Raw genomic sequence first — 16,978 nt, 5'->3', positions numbered from 1 at the left:
GGGTGTCAACCTCTGTGGACAACTGGCCGACGCGTCTGATCGGGGCGGGATGGATTCGTACGACGACAAGGCCCGGGGCGACGACAGGGCCCGGGGCGACGTCAAGGCCCCGGCCGCCGGCCCGGCCCCGGACGACGCCAAGGCCCCGGATGCCGACCCGACCCCGGACGACGGCCCGACCACGGACGCCGCCGAGAATCCGGCGGAGGCCGCCGCGCCGCCCCCCGAGGCGCCCGTGGAGATCCCCGGCATCGCGGGGCTCTCCCTTCCGTCCCGGATCGTCGCGGCCCTCGTCCTCGCCCTGGCCGGCGTGACCGCACTCGTCCACCTCGGCGCGGTGTTCCTGCACATCGCACCGTCGAACACGCTCTCCAAGGAGCACGGCGAGGCCGTCAGCGCCTGGATCAACCCCGAGTTCGAGCAGAACTGGAAGCTCTTCGCCCCCAACCCGCTGCAGCAGAACGTCGCCGTCCAGTCCCGCGCCCAGATCCAGACCGAGAGCGGCCAGTGGCGCATCACGGAGTGGATCGACTTCTCCGCCAAGGACGCCGAGCAGATCCGCGGCAGCCTCCTGCCCAGCCACACCACCCAGAACGAACTGCGTCGCGGCTGGGACTTCTACACCAACTGGCACAACGACAAGAACGAGTCACTGGGCATGCGCGGGGACGTTTCCGCACGTTACGTGCGGCGCATCGTGCTGGAGCGGATGTCCGAGCTCGACATGGGCGGCCGGGTGGTGCGCATCCAGGTCCGCTCCTCCACGACCTCGGTGAAGCCGCCGCCGTGGAGCACGGAGAAGATCTCCACCAAGCCCGTGTACCGGACGCTGCCCTGGTGGACGGTGACGCGCGCCGACCTGACGAAGGTCGCCGACGAGGCGGGAGTGACCAGGTGAGCGCCGTCGGCCCGTTCCTCGCCAGGCCGCTGCCCGCCCGGGTGCGGCAGTCGCTCCTGCGGGGTCTCCAGCGCGTCACCGCCACGGCCCTCGGCCCGTACCAGACGGCGATCGTGCGCATCGGGTTCTCCGGGACCTGGCTGCTGTTCCTGCTGCGCGAACTGCCCCACCGGCACGAGCTGTACGGACCCGACGGCCCCTGGGGCTGGGACATGGGGCAGCAGCTCATCGCCGACAACGGCGCGTTCACCGTGCTGATGTGGACGAGCAGCACCCTGTGGTTCGAGTTCGTGTACGTCCTCGCGATCGTCTCCAGCGCCCTGTTGCTGGTCGGCTGGCGCACCCGGACGATGTCCGTGCTGTTCATGATCGGCGTGCTGTCGCTGATGAACCGCAGCGTCTTCATGGGCGACGGCGGCGACAACGTCATCCACCTGATGGCGATGTACCTGGTGCTCACGCGCTGCGGCCGGGTGTGGTCGCTGGACGCGCGCCGGGTGCGGGACGCGGGCGGTGCCGTCGCCGCCGCCGTACGGGACCGGGTGGGGCCCGTGCTGTGGGCGGTGCTCGGCGCGGCCCTCGCCGCGGTCACCGTCATGGGGCTGCTGAGCTGGGGCTGGGCGCTGGTGTTCTGGGCGCTGCTGCTCGCGCACCTGCTGTGGTGGGCCGCGTGCCGCCGGGCGGACGGTGAGCCGCGACGCCTGCTGGACGTCCTGGCCAACCTTGTCCACAACGCCGGTCTGCTGATCATCATGGTCGAGGTCTGCTTCGTCTACGCGACGGCCGGCTGGTACAAGGTGCAGGGCTCGCGCTGGCAGGACGGCACCGCGGTCCACTACCCCCTGCACCTGGACTACTTCACGCCCTGGCCGTGGCTGTCCGAGCAGCTCGCCGCGCACGGCACGATGGTCATGCTGGTGACGTACGGAACGGTGATCGTGCAGGTCGCCTTCCCGTTCACGCTCTTCAACCGGCGCGTGAAGAACGTCCTGCTGGTGCTGATGATCCTGGAGCACGCGAGCATCGCGGTGCTGCTGGGGCTGCCGTTCTTCTCGCTGGCGATGATCGCCGCGGACGCGGTGTTCCTGCCGACGGTGTTCCTGCTGTGGCTGGGCGGACGGGCCGGCCGGCTGCGGGACCGGGTGCTCGCCCCCTCGCGCAAGCGCCGCCCCCAGCGGCGTCCCGAGGCCGTGGAGCAGCCCCGTACGCTCGTGGGGTGAGCAGCGAGAACGACAGCAGCGTGGGCGAGCCCGCCCAGGACGAGCCGGTCCCGTACGAGCCGGTCCCGTACGAGCCGGTCCAGTACGACGACGGCTTCGGCGACGGGATCGGCGTCGGCCCGCACCCCGGGCCCTGGCCCGAGGGCGAGCGCTACGACCCCGAGCTGCTGGCGCACGGCGACCGGCGCAACGTCGTCGACCCGTACCGGTACTGGACGCGGGAGGCGATCGTCGCCGACCTGGACACCCGGCGGCACGACTTCCACGTCGCCGTGGAGAACTGGGGCCACGACTTCAACATCGGCTCCGTGGTGCGCACCGCCAACGCCTTCCTCGCCAAGGAGGTCCACATCGTGGGGCGGCGGCGCTGGAACCGGCGCGGGGCCATGGTCACCGACCGCTACCAGCATGTGCGCCACCACCCGGACACCGCGTCGCTGACCGCGTGGGCGGCCGCCGAGGACGTCCCGATCATCGGCATCGACAACCTGCCGGGGGCGGTCCCGCTGGAGCGGACGGTGCTGCCGAAGCGGTGCGTGCTGCTGTTCGGGCAGGAGGGGCCGGGGCTCACCGAGCAGGCGCGGGCGCACGCGTCGATGGTCTGCTCGATCGCGCAGTTCGGGTCGACGCGGTCGATCAACGCGGGGGCGGCCGCGGCCATCGCGATGCACGCCTGGGTGCAGCGGTACGCGGACGTGCCGGGACCGTCCTGACCCGACGGGGCGCACCGGGAACGCCGTGGTCCGCGTTGGGGGGCGCGAACCACGGCGTTCGGTTTTCCGGTGCGTACGCCGCCGTCAGGCCTGGCGGCGCACCTCCACCGTCCGGAAGCGGTTGGCCACGAACGCGCCGTCGCACAGTGCGGCGTTCGCGGCCGGGTTGCCGCCGGAACCGTGGAAGTCCGAGAACGCGGCGGTCTGGTTGACGTACACCCCGCCCGTGAGGTTCAGCGAGAGCTGCGCGGACTCCTCCAGGCAGACCTCCTCCACGGCCCGCTCCACCTCGTCGGACGTCGTGTACGCGCCGACCGTCATGGCGCCCTTGTCGCGGACGGTACGGCGCAGCAGTTCGACGGCGTCGGCCGTGGAGTCCACGGCGACGGCGAAGGACACCGGGCCGAAGCACTCCGAGAGGTACGCGGCCTGGTCGTCCGGCTTCGCGCCGTCCAGCTTGACGATGACGGGCGTACGGACCGTGGCCCCGGGGAAGTCCGGGTGGGTGACCTCCCGGGACGGCAGGGCGACCTCGCCGAGGCCGGCCGCCGCCTCCAGGCGGGCCTTCACGTCCGGGTTGACCAGCGCGCCCAGCAGGGCGTTCGCCCGGGCGTCGTCGCCGAGCAGGCCGCCGACCGACTTCGCGAGGTCGCCGACCACCTCGTCGTACGACTTGGGGCCCGCGTCGGTGGTGATGCCGCCCCGGGGGATCAGCAGGTTCTGCGGAGTGGTGCACATCTGGCCGCTGTAGAGGGACAGCGAGAACGCCAGGTTGGCGAGCATGCCCTGGTAGTCGCCGGTGGAGTCGACGACGACCGTGTTGACGCCGGCCTTCTCCGTGTAGACCTGCGCCTGCCGGGCGTTGGCCTCCAGCCAGTCGCCGAACTCGCTGGACCCGGTGTAGTCGATGATCTTGATCTCGGGGCGGGTGGCGAGCGTCTTGGCGATGCCCTCGCCGGGACGCTCGGCGGCCAGCGCCACCAGGTTGGGGTCGAAGCCCGCCTCCGCGAGGACCTCGCGGGCGGCCTTGACCGTCATCGCGAGCGGGAGCACCGCGCGCGGGTGCGGCTTGACCAGGACCGGGTTGCCGGTGGCCAGGGAGGCGAAGAGGCCCGGGTAGCCGTTCCAGGTGGGGAAGGTGTTGCAGCCGATGAGCAGGGCGACGCCGCGCGGGACGGCCGTGAAGGACTTCGCCAGGTTCAGCGGGTCGCGCTTGCCCTGCGGCTTCGACCAGTCGGCCGACGCGGGCACCCGGGTCTGCTCGGCGTAGGCGTACGCCACCGCCTCCAGGCCGCGGTCCTGGGCGTGCGGGCCGCCCGCCTGGAGCGCCATCATGAACGCCTGGCCGCTGGTGTGCATCACCGCGTGCGCGAACTCGTGCGTGCGGGCGTTGATCCGGGCCAGGATCTCCAGACAGACCACGGCGCGCGCCTCGGGCCCCGCGTCGCGCCAGGCGCCCATGCCCGCGCGCAGGGCGGGCAGCAGGACGTCGAGGTCGGCGTGCGGGTAGGAGACGCCCAGCTCCGGACCGTACGGGGAGACCTCGCCGCCGTCGGCGGCGGAGCCGCCCACCCAGCCGTCCGTGCCCGGCTGGCCGCCGAGGTCGAAGCGGGTGTTCTTCAGTGCCTCGAACGCGGCGAGACCGTCGGCCGCCGCGCTCTCGCCGTACGCCTTGGGGTGCTCGGGGTGCGGGGACCAGTAGGCGCGCGTGCGGATCGCGTCGAGGGCCTGGTCGAGTGTGGGCCGGTGGGTCTCGGTCAGCTGCGTCAGCTTCTGCGGCGACTGTGACGGCGTCTGCGGCGACTGCATTGCGCGGACCAACTCCTCGTCGAGATGGGCTCGTGATGGGCACCGGCTGAGCTCCGGGCGGGCTCGGGCTGGGCCGTGACGGTCGGACACGGTTAGAGTAACCGAACGATCGGTCGGGACAAGGGGGCCGACATGAACCTGTGGACGACCGGTTCACGGGACCGGCGTGAACCTGTGGACAACCGTCCTGGAGGATGGGCCGCATGACAGCAATCGAGCGCTCCCGCACCGTCGCCGTCGTCGGGGCCGGGACCATGGGCCAGGGCATCGCCCAGGTCGCCCTCCTCGCCGGACACCCCGTCCGGCTCTTCGACGTCGACGCCGGGCGCACCACCGCCGCGGACGCCTCCGTACGCTCCCGGGTGGAGCGGCTGGTGGAGAAGGGGAAGCTGGCGCGCGCCGACGCCGATGCCGCCCTGGAGCGGCTGCACCCCGCCCACGACCTGCGGGACCTCTCCGGAGCCGCCCTCGTCGTCGAGGCGATCGTGGAGCGTCTGGAGGTCAAGCAGCAGGTGTTCCGGTCGCTGGAGGAACTCGTCTCCCCCGACTGTCTGCTGGCCACCAACACCTCCTCGCTGTCGGTGACCGCCGTCGCGGGCGCGTTGAAGCATCCGGGGCGCTTCGTGGGCATGCACTTCTTCAATCCCGCGCCCCTGCTCCCCCTCGTGGAGGTCGTCAGCGGCTTCGCCACGGACGCGGACGCCGCCACGCGCGCCTACGACACCGCGCTCGCCTGGGGGAAGACCCCGGTGCGCTGCGCCGACACCCCCGGTTTCCTGGTCAACCGGATCGCCCGGCCCTTCTACGCCGAGGCCTTCGCGGTGTACGAGGAGCAGGCCGCCGACCCCGCCACCATCGACGCCGTGCTGCGTGAGTCCGGCGGCTTCAGGATGGGCCCCTTCGAGCTGACCGACCTGATCGGCCAGGACGTCAACGAGGCCGTCTCCCGCTCGGTGTGGGAGGCGTTCCACCAGAGCCCGAAGTTCGTGCCGGCGCTGCCGCAGCGCCGCCTGGTCGAGTCCGGCCGGCTCGGCCGCAAGTCCGGGCACGGCTGGTTCCCGTACGGAGAGAACGGCGCCGGGCCCGCGCCGCACACCGCGCCGCCGGCGCGGCCGCCCGCGCGGGTCACCGTCGCCGGTGACTTCGGGCCGGCGGCCGAGGTGCTCGCGATGCTCCGGGAGACGGACGGCATCGAGGTCACGGAACTGGCCTCCGGCGGCCCGTACATCGGCCTCCCCGGCGGCGGCCAGCTCGCCCCCGTCGACGGGCACACCTCGGTGGAGTACGACGACGTCGTCTACTTCGACCTGGCACTGGACTACCGGGCCGCCACCCGCATCGCCCTCGCCGCGTCCGACGACGTCTCCGAGGAGACCCTCAACGAGGCGATCGGGCTCTTCCAGGCGCTCGGCAAGGACGTCAGCGTCATCGGCGACGTTCCCGGCATGATCGTCGCGCGCACCGTCGCGATGCTCGTGGACCTCGCGCTGGACGCCGTGGCCAAGGGCGTCGCCAGTGCCGGTGACATCGACACCGCGATGCGCCTGGGCGTCAACTACCCGCGCGGACCGCTGGAATGGGGCCGCGAACTGACCGCCGACTGGACCTTCGACCTGCTCACCGCGATGCACCAGCGCTGCCCCACCGGGCGCTACGCCCCTTCGCTCGCGCACTACCGGCAGGGGTACGCCGACCAGGCGTCCGCGTCCGAGGCCGCCGGCCGGGCGGACGCCGCCGCACAGGAGAGCACCGGATGACCACCACGGACCGGCCGACCGCGGCCAAGCGGGACACGTACACCCCGGAGACGCTGCTGGCCGTGGCGGTGAACGTCTTCAACGAGCGCGGCTACGACGGCACCTCCATGGAGCACCTCTCCAAGGCGGCGGGCATCTCCAAGTCGTCCATCTACCACCACGTCGCGGGCAAGGAGGAACTGCTGCGGCGGGCGGTCAGCCGGGCGCTGGACGGGCTTTTCGCCGCCCTGGAGGAGCCGCGGGCGCAGCGCGGGCGGGCCATCGAGCGCGTCGAGCACGTCACGCGGCGCACCGTCGAGGTGCTGATGGCGGAACTGCCGTACGTGACCCTCCTCCTGCGGGTGCGCGGCAACACGCAGACGGAGCGGTGGGCGCTGGAGCGCCGGCGCGAGTTCGACCAGCGGGTGGCCGATCTGCTGAAGGCCGCCGCCGCCGACGGCGATCTGCGGGCGGACGTGGACATCCGGCTGGCCACCCGGCTGCTCTTCGGGATGATCAACTCGCTGGTGGAGTGGTACCGGCCGCATCCCGACGGGGGCGCGGAGCAGGAGCAGCTGGTGGACACGGTGGTACGGATGGCCTTCGACGGGCTGCGCACGGGCTGAGCGGCGTGGGGCGCGCCCGGCGCCGGGGTGCGGGACGCGCCCGGCACCCGGGCCCCTCAGTCCTGGGCCGGGCCCCTCAGCCCTGGGGCGGGGCCTCAGTCCTGGGCCGGGCGCTGCGGGTCCAGGCCGGTCTCCTCGAAGACCAGCAGGGTGCGCGTGCTGAGCACCTCCGGGATGGACTGGATCTTCGTCAGGACCAGTTCGCGCAGGGTGCGGTTGTCCGGGGTGTGCACCAGCAGCAGGACGTCGAAATCGCCGCTGACCAGCGCTATGTGCGCGGCGCCCGGCAGCGCCTGGAGCTGTTCGCGGACGGTCCGCCAGGAGTTCTGGACGATCTTGAGGGTGATGTACGCGGAGGCGCCCTGGCCTGCTCTCTCGTGGTCGACGCGGGCGCTGAAGCCCCGGATGACGCCGTCGTCGATGAGCCGGTTGATGCGGGCGTAGGCGTTCGCCCGCGAGACGTGGACGCGCTCGGCGACGGACCGTATCGAGGCCCGGCCGTCGGTCTGGAGCATGTGCAGGATGTCGCGGTCGATGGCGTCCAGCGGGCGGGCGGGCGGCCGGTCCCCGGTGAGGGCGGGCGACGGGCCCCGGGCGCCGGCGAGCTGCTCGTCCCGGGGGGCGGCGGGCGGCAGGTCCCGGGCGCGGTTCCTGTGGACATCCCCCGCGTCCCGGGAAACCCCGTCACCCGATCCGGCCATTTGTTCAGCTGCCATGTCCCCCCGCTTCCCCGCCATGGACGTACTGTCCCCATCCCAGGCTGCGCAGAACCGTTTGTCCACAGGCTGATGCCGCCTGTAGCCAAACTGCACCCACGACCGAACAATCGGTAGGTGAGACGCGCCACATTCCGGCGCCCTCCTGGACCTGTCCTTTCCGTCCTGTGGGTCCTGTACCCGCCGGGGCGGCATGTCCACACCGCTCCCACGAGGAGGTGTTCGTCGTGACGATTCAAGAGATGCCGGGCAGTACGGCCTACCGGCCCAGCCCGCCCCCGGCCTGGCAGCCGCGTACCGACCCCGCTCCGCTGCTCCCCGACGCGTCGCCGTACCGCGTGCTCGGCACCGGGGCCGCCGCCGGGGCCGACCCCGCCCTGCTGCGCCGGCTGTACGCCGAACTGGTGCGCGGCCGCAGGTACAACGCGCAGGCCACGGCGCTCACCCGGCAGGGCCGTCTCGCCGTGTACCCCTCCAGCACCGGCCAGGAGGCCTGCGAGGTCGCCGCCGCGCTGGTGCTCCAGGAGCAGGACTGGCTCTTCCCCTCGTACCGCGACACCCTCGCCGTCGTGGCCCGCGGCCTGGACCCCGTGCAGGCGCTCACCCTGCTGCGCGGCGACTGGCACACCGGGTACGACCCGCGCGAAGCCCGCATCGCGCCCCTGTGCACGCCGCTCGCCACCCAACTGCCGCACGCGGTCGGCCTCGCGCACGCCGCCCGCCTCAAGGGCGACGACGTGGTCGCGCTGGCCATGGTCGGCGACGGGGGCACCAGCGAGGGCGACTTCCACGAGGCGCTGAACTTCGCCGCCGTGTGGCAGGCGCCGGTCGTCTTCCTCGTGCAGAACAACGGCTTCGCCATCTCCGTCCCTCTCGCCAAGCAGACCGCCGCCCCCTCCCTGGCGCACAAGGCCGTCGGATACGGAATGCCGGGCCGCCTGGTCGACGGCAACGACGCGGCCGCCCTGCACCAGGTGCTCGGCGAGGCCGTGGAGCGCGCCCGGCGCGGCGGCGGCCCGACGCTGGTCGAGGCGATCACGTACCGCATGGAGGCCCACACCAACGCCGACGACGCCACCCGCTACCGCGGCGACGCCGAGGTCGACGCCTGGCGCGACCACGACCCGATCGCCCTGCTGGAGCGGGAGCTGACCGCCCGCGGCCTGTTGGACGAGGACGGCGTACGGGAGGCCGCGGAGGCCGCCGAGGCCATGGCCGCCGACCTGCGGGCCCGGATGAACGCGGACCCGGTGCTCGACCCGATGGACCTGTTCACCCACGTCTACGCAGAGCGCACCGGGCAACTGCGCGAGCAGGAGGCACAGTTGCGGGCCGAGCTGGAAGCGGAAGCAGACGTGGAGGACGGGCGATGAGCAGCACCACCGTGGCCCGCGGCGCGGCGAAGGCCGCCGCGAAGCCCGCGAGCATGGCGCAGGCCCTCCAGCGCGCCCTGCGCGACGCGATGGCCGAGGACCCGACCGTGCACGTCATGGGCGAGGACGTCGGCGCGCTCGGCGGCGTCTTCCGCATCACCGACGGCCTGGTCAAGGAGTTCGGCGAGGACCGCTGCACGGACACCCCGCTCGCCGAGGCCGGCATCCTCGGCGCGGCGGTCGGCATGGCGATGTACGGGCTGCGGCCCGTCGTGGAGATGCAGTTCGACGCGTTCGCCTACCCGGCGTTCGAGCAGCTCGCCAGCCACGTCGCCAAAATGCGCAACCGGACGCGCGGCGCACTCCCCATGCCCCTGACGATCCGGATTCCGTACGGCGGGGGCATCGGCGGCGTCGAACACCACAGCGACTCCTCCGAGGCGTACTACATGGCCACCCCCGGCCTGCACGTCGTCACCCCGGCGACCGTCGAGGACGCCTACGGGATGCTCCGCGAGGCCATCGCCTCCGACGACCCGGTCGTCTTCCTGGAGCCCAAGCGGCTCTACTGGTCCAAGGCCGACTGGTCGCCGGACGCACCGACCGCCGTCGCCCCGACGGGCAGGGCCGTCGTCCGCCGCCCCGGCCGCAGCGCCACCCTCATCACCTACGGGCCGTCCCTGCCGGTGTGCCTGGAGGCCGCCGAGGCCGCGACGGCGGAGGGCTGGGACCTGGAGGTCGTCGACCTGCGCTCCCTCGTGCCCTTCGACGACGAGACGGTGGCCGCCTCCGTGCGGCGCACCGGGCGCGCGGTCGTCGTGCACGAGTCGCCCGGTTTCGGCGGACCCGGCGGCGAGATCGCCGCCCGGATCACCGAGCGCTGCTTCCACCACCTGGAGGCTCCGGTACTGCGCGTCGCCGGGCTGGACGTGCCGTACCCGCCGCCGATGCTGGAGCGCCACCACCTGCCCGGCGTGGACCGGGTGCTGGACGCGGTCGCGCGGCTCCAGTGGGAGGACTGACGATGGCACAGGCTTCTGGAATGGCGAGTCTGGAGTTCAGGCTGCCGGACCTCGGCGAGGGACTGACCGAGGCGGAGATCGTGCGCTGGCTGGTGCGGGTCGGCGACGTCGTCGCCGTCGACCAGCCGGTGGTCGAGGTCGAGACGGCCAAGGCGATGGTCGAGGTGCCGTGCCCGTACGGGGGCGTGGTCACCGCGCGCTTCGGCGAGGAGGGGACGGAACTGCCCGTCGGCTCGCCGCTGCTGACCGTGGCGGTGGGCGCGGACGCCTCGGACGGTGCCCCTGCCGTGAACGGCTCGGACGGTGCCCCCGCCGCGAACGGCTCGGGCGCTGCCTCCGGGTCCGGGTCGGGGAACGTGCTGGTGGGGTACGGCACGACGGCCCCTGCGGCGCGCCGGCGCCGGGTGCGGGCCGGGGCGCGGGGGGCGGGTGAGGCGCAGCCCGTGGCTCCGCAGGCCCCGGCGGTCCCGGCTGCCGCCGCCCCTTCCGCTGTTCCGGTGGCTCCTGCCGGTGCGCCCGCTCCCACCGGCAGGGGCGGAGGTCCCGTGCCGGTGATCTCTCCTCTCGTACGTCGGCTGGCGCGCGAGAACGGACTCGATCTGCGGCAGTTGAGCGGCTCGGGACCCGACGGGCTCATCCTGCGCGGCGACGTGGAGCAGGCCCTCCGTGCGCCCGCCGCCGGTGGGACGACCGCTGCCGTCCGCCCGGGTCCCGCCGCCCCCGCCACGGCTTCCGCCGCTGCGGCAGCCGCGCCCGCCCCGTCCCCGTCCGCCGCGTCCGCCGTCCGGGTCCCCCTCAAGGGGGTACGCGGAGCCGTCGCCGACAAGCTGTCCCGCAGCCGCCGCGAGATACCCGACGCCACCTGCTGGGTGGACGCCGACGCGACCGAGCTGATGGCCGCCCGCGCCGCGATGAACAGCGTCGGCAACGGGCCCAAGGTGTCCGTGCTGGCCCTCCTCGCCCGCGTCTGCACGGCCGCCCTGGCCCGCTTCCCCGAGCTGAACTCCACCGTGGACACCGAGGCCCGCGAGATCGTCCGGCTCTCCGAGGTGCACCTGGGCTTCGCCGCCCAGACCGAGCGCGGACTCGTCGTCCCGGTCGTCCGCGACGCGCACACCCGCAGCGTGGAGTCCCTGGGCGAGGAGCTCGTCCGCCTCACCGACGCGGCCCGGGAGGGCAGGCTCACCCCCGCCCAGCTCACCGGCGGCACCTTCACCCTCAACAACTACGGGGTGTTCGGCGTCGACGGCTCCACGCCGATCATCAACCATCCCGAGGCGGCCATGCTCGGCGTCGGCCGCATCGTGCCCAAGCCGTGGGTGCACGAGGGCCAGTTGGCGGTGCGCCAGGTCGTCCAGCTCTCGCTGACCTTCGACCACCGGGTCTGCGACGGCGGCACCGCGGGCGGCTTCCTGCGGTATGTCGCCGACTGCGTCGAGCACCCGGCACTGCTGCTGCGCACTCTCTGACACGCCATCGGCCCCGGGCCGGGCCCCCTCGCCGACGACGGCCGCGGGGCCCGGCCATACTTCGGGGCATGAGTGCCCACGCGTATGACGCCGTCGTGCTGTCCGGGGGCGCCGGGCGGCGGCTCGGCGGTGTCGACAAGGCCGCGGTGCGGATCGGCGGACGGACCCTGCTCGCCCGGGTCCTGACGGCCTGTGAAGGGGCCGGGACCACGGTGGTCGTCGGCGGCCGGCATGCCACCGCGCGCCCGGTGACCTGGGCCCGCGAGGACCCGCCCGGCGGCGGCCCGCTCGCCGCGCTGGCCGCCGGGGTCCGCGGGACCCGGGCGCCGCTGGTCCTCGTGCTCTCCGTGGACCTGCCGTTCGTGGACCGGGCCACGGCCGACACGCTCGTACGGTCCGTGGCGGACGACCCGCGCACCGACGGGGCGCTCCTCGTCGACGGCACCGGCCGTGACCAGCCCCTGGTCGCCGTGTACCGGACCGAACCGCTGCACCGCCGGCTCGCCCTGCTGACCGCCGAGCACGGTTCCCTCTCCGGCCTTCCGCTGCGGCGGCTCACCGCCGAGCTCGCCCTCACGCGTGTCACCGCCGCCGATCCCTTCGCCTCCTTCGACTGCGACACCTGGGAAAACATCGCAGCGGCCCGTGCCCGCATCAGGGAGCATGGGCACGTGCTGGATGAATGGATCACCGCAGTCAAGGACGAACTCGGTCTCGACCTCACCGTCGACACCCCCCTCCTCCTCGACCTCGCGCGCGACGCCGCGCACGGCGTCGCCCGACCCGCCGCTCCCCTGACGACGTTCCTGGTCGGTTACGCCGCGGGCCGCGCCGGGGCCGCAGGGCCCGAAGCCGTCGCCGCGGCCGCCGCCAAGGCGACCGCGCTCGCGGCCCGCTGGGCCGCCGAGACCGAAACCGCCCCGGACTCCGGCGGGCCCGGTTCCGGCGCGGCGGGCTCGGGGCAGACGGGTTCCGGACAGGCGAGCCCCGGACAGGCGGGTTCCGGCGCGCCCGGTTCCGGTCCGGCGGGCTCGGGGCAGGCGGGCTCCGGACCGGCTGGCTCCGGCGGGCCCCGTTCCGGACAGGCGGGCCCCGCGTGAGCGACACCGACCACGAGATCGACGGCATCGAACAGGCCCTCGCGCTCGTCAGCCGCACACCGCCCGCCGTGCCCGCACCCGCCGCCGATCCCCCCGGCGCGCGGCCCCCCGACACGGCCCCGGAGGCATCCACGGACCAGGCACCCGCGCCCGCCGCTGAGGCCCATCCCGCCACCACCTGGCCCGAGGCCCGCGCCGCCGCCGCGCTCGCCGGGCGCACCGCACCGGCCCGCCCCCGCCGCGTGCCCCTGGAACAGGCGCTCGGGCAGATCCTCGCCGAACCCCTCGACGCCCTCACCGACCTGCCGTCCTTCGACACCTCCGCCATGGACGGCTGGGCCGTGGCCGGCCCCGGGCCCTGGTCCTTCCGCGAAGGCCCCGGCATCCTCGCCGGACGCGACGCCCCCGACCCGCTGGGCGACGGCGAGGCCGTACGGATCGCCACCGGGGCCCGCATCCCCGTCGAGGCCACCGCGGTCGTCCGCCGCGAGCACGCCCACGCCGACGCGGCCAAGCAACGCCTGCACGCGCAGCGCGAGGTGATTACCGGTCAGGACATCCGCCCGCGCGGCCAGGAGTGCCGCACCGGTGACCGCCTGCTGCCCGCGGGCTCCGTGGTGACCCCGGCGGTCCTCGGCCTGGCGGCCGCCGCCGGATACGACACCCTGCTGACCGTGCCCCGGCCCACCGTCGAAGTGCTCGTCCTCGGCGACGAGTTGCTGACCTCCGGGCTGCCCCGCGACGGCATGGTCCGCGACGCGCTCGGCCCGATGCTCGCCCCCTGGCTGCGTGCCCTCGGAGCGGACGTGCTCGACACCCGCTGCCTGGGCGACGACCCCGCGGCGCTGCGCAAGGCGGTCCTCGGTTCCGAAGCGGATGTCGTCGTCACCACCGGGGGTACCGCCGCCGGGCCCCTCGACCACGTGCACCCGTTCCTCGCCTCCGTCGATGCCGAACTCCTCGTCGACGGCGTCGACGTGCGCCCCGGCCACCCCATGCTGCTGGCCCGGCTCGCCCCCGACACCCACCTGGTGGGGCTTCCCGGCAACCCGCTCGCCGCCGTGTCCGGACTGCTGACGCTGGCCGAGCCGCTGCTGCGGGCGCTCGCCCACCGGCCCGCCCCCGAGCCGTACCGTGCTCCGGTGCGCGACGACGTGCCCGGCCACCCGGCCTCCACCCGGCTGGTGCCCGTCACCCACCGCACGGACGCTTCCGGCGCGGACCATGCCGTACCCCTGCACTACAACGGACCGGCGATGCTGCGGGGGGTCGCGGCGGCCGACGGGCTGGCAGTGATTCCGCCCGGCGGCGCATGCGCCGGCGACGAACTGGAAATCCTCGACCTGCCGTGGGCCGAGGGGTGTTTCACGTGAAACATCCGGGCGCACCCCAGCCAGGCCGACCGGAAGGATGTTTCACGTGAAACTGCCAGGCCATGACGCGATGGCGCGCGATGCCGACGAGCATCTGACGACCGCCCCGGTCAAGCTGCCCAGGCGCATCGTCGAGCGCCCGTTGCGGCAGGTCGCCAAGCGGCTGCTGATGGCGCTGATGGTGCTCGCCGTGACGGTCTTCATCGTGTGGATCGACCGCAAGGGCTACCACGACAACTCCGACGGCGGCGTGGACCTCCTCGACGCCGTCTACTACTCGACCGTCACCCTCTCCACCACGGGGTACGGCGACATCGTTCCGTACAGCGACGGCGCGCGGCTCACCAATGTGCTGCTCGTGACGCCGCTGCGGGTTCTGTTCCTGATCATCCTGGTCGGTACCACTCTCGAAGTCCTCACCGAGCGGACGCGGGAGGAGTTCCGGCTGAATCGCTGGAGGTCCCAGTTGCGAGACCACACTGTCGTCATCGGGTACGGGACGAAGGGCCGGTCCGCGATGCAGACCCTCATCGCCACGGGCCTGAAGAAGGACCAGATCGTCGTCGTCGACCCGAGCGCCAAGGTCATCGAGACCTGCAACGCGGAAGGGCTGACGGGAGTGGTCGGCGACGCGACCCGCAGCGACGTGCTGCTGCGGGCGGAGCTCCAGCGGGCCCGGCAGATCATCATCGCCACCCAGCGCGACGACACGGCGGTGCTGGTCACCCTCACCGCCCGTCAGCTCAACCGGGGCGCGAAGATCGTCGCCGCGGTCCGCGAGGAGGAGAACGCGCCGCTGCTGCGGCAGTCCGGCGCGGACGCGGTCATCACCAGCGCGAGCGCGGCGGGCCGCCTGCTGGGCCTGTCGGTGCTCAGCCCGAGCGCCGGCACGGTGATGGAGGACCTGATCCAGCAGGGCTCGGGCCTGGACCTGATCGAACGGCCGGTCATAAAGAGCGAGGTCGGCAAGAACGTCCGGGAGACCGAGGACCTCGTGGTGAGCGTCCTGCGCGGACACCGGCTGCTCGGCTACGACGACCCGAAGGCCAGTCCGCTCCAGCTCACCGACCGCGTCATCACGATCGTGCGCGCGGTGCCGGGTTCGGAGGGCGCGGACATGCGGTTCAACGCGGCGGACTGAGCCCCGGCTGCCGGCGGGGGAAGGCCCCACAGGGTACGGACCCGCCGCGGCCCGGGGGTCCACTCGGGGCTCTTCGGACTGATCACAGGCACCGGGGGTAGTTTCGAGGCCATGCATGCGATCACGATCCCTGAACCCGGTGGCCCCGACGCGCTCGTCTGGGCGGAGGTCCCCGATCCCGTCCCGAACGAGGGCGAGGTCCTCGTCGAGGTCGCCGCGAGCGCCGTGAACCGGGCCGACCTGCTCCAGCGGCAGGGCTTCTACGACCCGCCGCCCGGCGCCTCCCGCTACCCCGGTCTGGAGTGCTCCGGCCGCATCATCGCCCTCGGCGCGGGCGTGCACGGCTGGGCGGTCGGCGACGAAGTGTGCGCGCTGCTCTCCGGCGGCGGCTACGCGCAGAAGGTCGCCGTCCCGGCGGGGCAACTGCTGCCCGTGCCCGACGGCGTGGACCTGGTGACGGCCGCCGCGCTGCCCGAGGTCGCCGCGACGGTCTGGTCGAACGTCTTCATGATCGCCCACCTGCGTCCCGGCGAGACGCTCCTCGTGCACGGCGGTGCCAGCGGCATCGGCACCATGGCGATCCAGCTCGCCAAGGCGATCGGCGCGCAGGTCGCCGTCACGGCGGGCGGCCCGGAGAAGCTGGCGCGGTGCGCGGAGCTGGGCGCGGACGTCCTGATCGACTACCGCGAGCAGGACTTCGTGCAGGAACTGCGCAAGGCCACCGACGGCAAGGGCGCGGACGTCGTCCTCGACATCATCGGCGCCAAGTACCTGGACCAGAACGTGAAGGCGCTCGCCACCAACGGACGCCTCGCGATCATCGGCCTCCAGGGCGGGGTGAAGGGCGAGATCAACCTCAACGCCCTGCTGCGCAAGCGGGCCGCGATCACCGCGACCTCGTTGCGCGCGCGTCCGCTGGGCGAGAAGGCGGCGATCGTGGCGGCGGTGCGCGAGCACGTGTGGCCGCTGATCGCGGCGGGCCGGGTGCGGCCGGTGGTCGACCGGACCTTCCCGATGGACCGGGCCCCCGAGGCGCACACGGCACTCGACGAGGGCAGCCATATCGGCAAGATCCTGCTCACCGTGAACTGAACGCGGTCTCAGAGCGGGCACCGGCACGACGAAGGGGCCGTGTTTCACGTGAAACACGGCCCCTTTTTCCGATGGTGTCCTAGAGGTACGGGCCGCCCGTGCGGGCCCCGGGGCCGTGGCCGCCCTCGTCGTCGTCCTCGTGCGAGGCACCGGGCGGGAGTGCCCGGCGCATCTGCTCCAGCTGGGCACGCGCCGCCATCTGCTGGGCGAACAGCGCGGTCTGGATGCCGTGGAAGAGCCCTTCGAGCCAGCCCACCAACTGGGCCTGCGCGATGCGCAGTTCCGCCTCGGAGGGAATGGCCTCCTCGGTGAACGGCAGCGAGAGCCGCTCCAGCTCCTCGACCAGCTCGGGGGCGAGCCCGTCCTCCAGCTCCTTCACGGAGCTGGCGTGAATGTCCTTGAGCCGTACCCGGCTCGCCTCGTCCAGAGGAGCCGCACGGACTTCCTCCAAGAGCTGCTTGATCATGCTGCCGATCCGCATGACCTTCGCGGGCTGTTCGACCATGTCCGTCACAGGCACCTCGCGCGACTCGTCGTCACCGCCGCCGAGCGCCATCCCGTCCTGCCCGACGACCAGGACCTGAGGGCTCTCCTGCGACCGTTCACTCCTCGGCATCTCCATGCCGTCATTGTCTCGTACACGTGCGTCAAGAGTGGTTGTGCCCCCGCACAAAGGTGATCCACCTTCGT

15 protein-coding genes are annotated in these 16,978 nt (G+C 73.2%); 12 read left to right on the top strand and 3 right to left on the bottom strand.

Features of this window, described 5'->3' with window-relative positions:
• The first annotated feature begins 49 nt into the window (after positions 1–49).
• The 3 genes from ACIP93_RS03255 to ACIP93_RS03245 are packed head-to-tail and all read left to right on the top strand — an operon-like array spanning position 50 to position 2,831.
• Entirely contained in the window at positions 50–898 is an 849-nt protein-coding gene (locus tag ACIP93_RS03255; RefSeq protein ID WP_401755099.1) for a DUF5819 family protein, read from the top strand.
• Entirely contained in the window at positions 895–2,118 is a 1,224-nt protein-coding gene (locus ACIP93_RS03250; protein WP_401755096.1) for an HTTM domain-containing protein, read from the top strand. Before ACIP93_RS03255 ends, ACIP93_RS03250 begins: the two co-directional genes overlap by 4 nt.
• Before the next feature lie 20 nt (positions 2,119–2,138).
• Complete coding sequence (locus ACIP93_RS03245; protein ID WP_401755643.1) at positions 2,139–2,831, top strand: TrmH family RNA methyltransferase; 693 nt, start codon at positions 2,139–2,141, stop codon at positions 2,829–2,831.
• Between the two features lie 84 nt (positions 2,832–2,915).
• Here ACIP93_RS03245 and paaN read toward each other — a convergent pair whose 3' ends face one another.
• The gene (gene paaN, locus ACIP93_RS03240) at positions 2,916–4,640 is read right to left on the bottom strand and encodes a phenylacetic acid degradation protein PaaN (protein WP_401755093.1); all 1,725 of its coding nucleotides are present in this window, start codon (positions 4,638–4,640) and stop codon (positions 2,916–2,918) included.
• 203 nt (positions 4,641–4,843) lie between these two features.
• Between paaN and ACIP93_RS03235 the strand changes: the two genes are divergently transcribed.
• Positions 4,844–6,397, top strand: a complete 1,554-nt coding sequence (locus ACIP93_RS03235; protein WP_401755090.1) for a 3-hydroxyacyl-CoA dehydrogenase — start codon at positions 4,844–4,846, stop codon at positions 6,395–6,397.
• Entirely contained in the window at positions 6,394–7,002 is a 609-nt protein-coding gene (locus ACIP93_RS03230) for a TetR/AcrR family transcriptional regulator (RefSeq protein WP_345221011.1), read from the top strand. Before ACIP93_RS03235 ends, ACIP93_RS03230 begins: the two co-directional genes overlap by 4 nt.
• Before the next feature lie 95 nt (positions 7,003–7,097).
• Here ACIP93_RS03230 and ACIP93_RS03225 read toward each other — a convergent pair whose 3' ends face one another.
• Positions 7,098–7,718, bottom strand: coding sequence for an Lrp/AsnC family transcriptional regulator (locus tag ACIP93_RS03225; protein WP_401755087.1), 621 nt, complete (start codon positions 7,716–7,718; stop codon positions 7,098–7,100).
• A 227-nt stretch (positions 7,719–7,945) separates the two neighbouring features.
• On the opposite strand from ACIP93_RS03225, the gene pdhA reads away from it, so the two are divergent.
• From pdhA to ACIP93_RS03190, 7 genes are all read left to right on the top strand, one after another.
• Entirely contained in the window at positions 7,946–9,091 is a 1,146-nt protein-coding gene (gene pdhA / locus ACIP93_RS03220) for a pyruvate dehydrogenase (acetyl-transferring) E1 component subunit alpha (RefSeq protein ID WP_345221015.1), read from the top strand.
• Positions 9,088–10,113 carry an alpha-ketoacid dehydrogenase subunit beta gene (locus ACIP93_RS03215; protein ID WP_345221018.1) on the top strand — a complete coding sequence of 342 codons (1,026 nt, stop codon included), beginning with the start codon at positions 9,088–9,090 and terminating at the stop codon, positions 10,111–10,113. The genes pdhA and ACIP93_RS03215 overlap by 4 nt, the downstream gene beginning before the upstream one ends.
• Positions 10,114–10,115: 2 nt before the next feature.
• Entirely contained in the window at positions 10,116–11,582 is a 1,467-nt protein-coding gene (locus ACIP93_RS03210) for a dihydrolipoamide acetyltransferase family protein (protein WP_401755082.1), read from the top strand.
• Between the two features lie 68 nt (positions 11,583–11,650).
• Entirely contained in the window at positions 11,651–12,682 is a 1,032-nt protein-coding gene (locus tag ACIP93_RS03205) for a DUF6457 domain-containing protein (RefSeq protein WP_401755079.1), read from the top strand.
• Entirely contained in the window at positions 12,679–14,055 is a 1,377-nt protein-coding gene (locus tag ACIP93_RS03200) for a molybdopterin molybdotransferase MoeA (protein WP_401755076.1), read from the top strand. Before ACIP93_RS03205 ends, ACIP93_RS03200 begins: the two co-directional genes overlap by 4 nt.
• Positions 14,056–14,092: 37 nt before the next feature.
• Positions 14,093–15,196: a potassium channel family protein gene (locus tag ACIP93_RS03195; RefSeq protein WP_345221024.1), complete on the top strand. Its 1,104-nt coding sequence runs from the start codon at positions 14,093–14,095 to the stop codon at positions 15,194–15,196.
• 111 nt (positions 15,197–15,307) lie between these two features.
• Entirely contained in the window at positions 15,308–16,288 is a 981-nt protein-coding gene (locus tag ACIP93_RS03190; protein ID WP_401755072.1) for an NAD(P)H-quinone oxidoreductase, read from the top strand.
• Positions 16,289–16,367: 79 nt separating this feature from the next.
• Here ACIP93_RS03190 and ACIP93_RS03185 read toward each other — a convergent pair whose 3' ends face one another.
• Entirely contained in the window at positions 16,368–16,910 is a 543-nt protein-coding gene (locus ACIP93_RS03185; RefSeq protein ID WP_345221028.1) for a bacterial proteasome activator family protein, read from the bottom strand.
• Positions 16,911–16,978: the final 68 nt, after the last annotated feature.

It is taken from the genome of Streptomyces sp. NPDC088745, from assembly GCF_044751045.1.
GTDB lineage: Bacteria > Actinomycetota > Actinomycetes > Streptomycetales > Streptomycetaceae > Streptomyces > Streptomyces cremeus.
The sequence above is the reverse complement of the archived record's forward strand: the minus strand, read 5'-3'. Positions and strand labels throughout refer to the sequence as shown.

Excerpts from the sequence above, each read along its gene's own strand:
- ACIP93_RS03205 (WP_401755079.1), top strand. The coding sequence starts at position 11,651 with ATGAGTGCCCACGCGTATGACGCCGTCGTGCTGTCCGGGGGCGCCGGG.
- ACIP93_RS03255 (WP_401755099.1), top strand. The coding sequence starts at position 50 with ATGGATTCGTACGACGACAAGGCCCGGGGCGACGACAGGGCCCGGGGC.
- ACIP93_RS03235 (WP_401755090.1), top strand. The coding sequence starts at position 4,844 with ATGACAGCAATCGAGCGCTCCCGCACCGTCGCCGTCGTCGGGGCCGGG.
- paaN (WP_401755093.1), bottom strand. The coding sequence starts at position 4,640 with ATGCAGTCGCCGCAGACGCCGTCACAGTCGCCGCAGAAGCTGACGCAG.
- ACIP93_RS03215 (WP_345221018.1), top strand. The coding sequence starts at position 9,088 with ATGAGCAGCACCACCGTGGCCCGCGGCGCGGCGAAGGCCGCCGCGAAG.
- ACIP93_RS03190 (WP_401755072.1), top strand. The coding sequence starts at position 15,308 with ATGCATGCGATCACGATCCCTGAACCCGGTGGCCCCGACGCGCTCGTC.
- ACIP93_RS03225 (WP_401755087.1), bottom strand. The coding sequence starts at position 7,718 with ATGGCAGCTGAACAAATGGCCGGATCGGGTGACGGGGTTTCCCGGGAC.
- ACIP93_RS03195 (WP_345221024.1), top strand. The coding sequence starts at position 14,093 with ATGTTTCACGTGAAACTGCCAGGCCATGACGCGATGGCGCGCGATGCC.
- ACIP93_RS03230 (WP_345221011.1), top strand. The coding sequence starts at position 6,394 with ATGACCACCACGGACCGGCCGACCGCGGCCAAGCGGGACACGTACACC.
- ACIP93_RS03210 (WP_401755082.1), top strand. The coding sequence starts at position 10,116 with ATGGCACAGGCTTCTGGAATGGCGAGTCTGGAGTTCAGGCTGCCGGAC.
- ACIP93_RS03185 (WP_345221028.1), bottom strand. The coding sequence starts at position 16,910 with ATGGAGATGCCGAGGAGTGAACGGTCGCAGGAGAGCCCTCAGGTCCTG.